The sequence below is a fragment of the Vibrio sp. B4-6 genome (genome assembly GCF_963888245.1).
Classification (GTDB): Bacteria; Pseudomonadota; Gammaproteobacteria; order Enterobacterales; family Vibrionaceae; genus Vibrio; species Vibrio anguillarum.
Genome location: NZ_CAWPIM010000045.1, coordinates 1 through 2,167, shown reverse-complemented (window position 1 = coordinate 2,167; position 2,167 = coordinate 1). Strand labels below are relative to the sequence as shown.

2 protein-coding genes are annotated in these 2,167 nt (G+C 45.8%); both read left to right on the top strand.

The window, feature by feature from the left end; genetic code table 11:
* The first annotated feature begins 204 nt into the window (after window positions 1-204).
* Window positions 205-348 carry a hypothetical protein gene (locus AACV20_RS12840; protein ID WP_170908088.1) on the top strand — a complete coding sequence of 48 codons (144 nt, stop codon included), beginning with the start codon at window positions 205-207 and terminating at the stop codon, window positions 346-348.
* Between the two features lie 234 nt (window positions 349-582).
* Entirely contained in the window at window positions 583-2,055 is a 1,473-nt protein-coding gene (ltrA, locus tag AACV20_RS12835) for a group II intron reverse transcriptase/maturase (protein ID WP_212752670.1), read from the top strand.
* The last annotated feature ends 112 nt before the right edge of the window (window positions 2,056-2,167 follow it).

Here is a 2,167-nt window from a genome sequence, read left to right as displayed (position 1 = left end):
TGTCCGTGCGACCTGAAGTCGTATGAAGCGTTGTTCACCGCTTTATGAGTGAACCGTCTGTATCACCAGATGAACCTACGAGCCTGAATAAAGCAGCGGCTCGGACAATGTAACGAAACTTGGCCGTCTGGCTGAGTGGGAAAAGAATCGTAAGAGGACGTTCCTCCTGAAAACCACAATTCGGGTAAGTGCTAGGTAGTCAGTATGATGAACGTATGTGAATCCATTCAAGGTGCGTTATACGTTGAAGCAGCGGAAGTGGTTAATACGCTGTGGCCAAAAGGCAATGAGAGTTGGAAAGAGGTTGGACAGTACTTTTTCGTGGTCGCCGTACTCTCCGCACTATAGTGGGCATCTAAGCTGACATTTTACGTAACATACGGAACAGGGTAAGCCTGTATCACTCCCTTTGGGAAAGCCTTTGTGGCCGATAGTGATGCAGGTATAGGAGGTCGGAAAAAGCGAAAGCTACATTGTAATGATGCAGATACAGACTTATGTCTGGTCACGAAAGTGAGCCCACTTCCGACTGGTCTCCCATTGCGAGAGAATTTGAAGAACTTTATTCAAGGAGAAAAGCAAATGGTGATCTCGAAAGAGATTAGTGCATCTTCTGACGGCGCTCAATGGCAGTCCATCGACTGGAAATCCGTTGAAGCACACGTATTGAAGCTTCAAATGCGTATCGCAAAAGCAACTAGAGAAAAGAAATACAGTAAGGTGAAGTCCTTACAGTGGCTCTTGACTCATTCTCGCTCAGCCAAGCTTCTTGCGGTTAAGCGAGTCTCTCAGAATAAAGGCAGTAAAACGTCTGGAATAGACGGTGTCACCTGGAACACAGATGTACGCCGTATGAAAGCAGTCAATCAACTGAGCCGCAAGGCTTACTCTGCCAAACCACTCAAACGTATCTACATTCCCAAAAAGAACGGTAAGCTCAGGCCATTGGGTATTCCATGCATGATTGATAGAGCGCAACAAGCCCTCCACCTTCTAGCATTAGAACCAGTGTCCGAAACGCTTGCCGACCTCAATAGCTATGGGTTTAGGCCAAATCGCAGCACGGCTGACGCCGTCAGTCAGTGTTTCAAATGTTTGGCCCTAAAGCGATCAGCGAAATGGGTTCTTGAGGGAGATATTAAGGCTTGCTTCGACAAAATCGGGCATCAATGGCTTATGGACAATATCACGGTAGATAAACGTATGTTAGAGCAATGGTTAAAGTCTGGTTATGTGGATAAGGGTCTGTTCTATGATACCGATGAGGGTACACCTCAAGGTGGAATAATCTCTCCAACCTTGATGCTAATGACTCTCGCGGGAATAGAGCAACAAATAAAATCTACAGCCCTGAAAAAGGGTGCTAAGGCCAACTTTATCGGTTACGCGGATGATTTCGTGGTTACTTGCTCTTCAAAGGAAGTGCTAGTGAACGACATCAAACCGTTGATTGCTGGCTTTTTGGCAGAAAGAGGGTTAGCCCTCTCCGAAGAGAAAACGAAGATCTCTCATATTGATGATGGCTTTGACTTTCTAGGCTTCAATCACAGGAAGTACAAAGGGAAATTGCTCATCAAGCCGAGTAAATCCAACACGTTGTTATTTTTGAGAAATCTACGAGGACTCATCAAAAAGCACGCAACCATCCCTGTTAACGATCTTATCAAGTTGATAAATCCGAAACTCAGGGGATGGGCGAATTACTATCGCCACTGTGTTGCTAAACAAATATTTGGGTATGTCGGCCACAAACTATTCCAAGCGCTATGGCACTGGGCAGTTAGACGTCATCCAACCAAGTCCAAAGACTGGGTTGTTCATAAGTACTTCCTCAATCGTAAAGGCCAGTGGCAATTTCACGGTTGGCAGAAAATCATGAACATGGACTGTCACTTCAATCTGTTCCAAATAGCGAAAGTGCCTATCGAAAGACACGTGAAAATTAGGAGCGCTGCTACCCCTTTTGACCCTCAATACCAAGAATACTTGGCGAAGAGAAAACCCAAAAGGCTAGCTCGTAACTCTTGGAACGAACCTGCTTCGACTGCTTTATAAGTTGCTGGGTATCAATGATGCCTTAGTGGAGGCTTGAGCCGTATGCAGTGAAAGTTGCACGTACGGTTCTTAGAGGGGCGGCACTTGGTAACAGGTGTCGTCTACTCGACAA

Coding starts and splice junctions, on each gene's coding strand:
- AACV20_RS12840 (WP_170908088.1), top strand. CDS start 205: ATGATGAACGTATGTGAATCCATTCAAGGTGCGTTATACGTTGAAGCA.
- ltrA (WP_212752670.1), top strand. CDS start 583: ATGGTGATCTCGAAAGAGATTAGTGCATCTTCTGACGGCGCTCAATGG.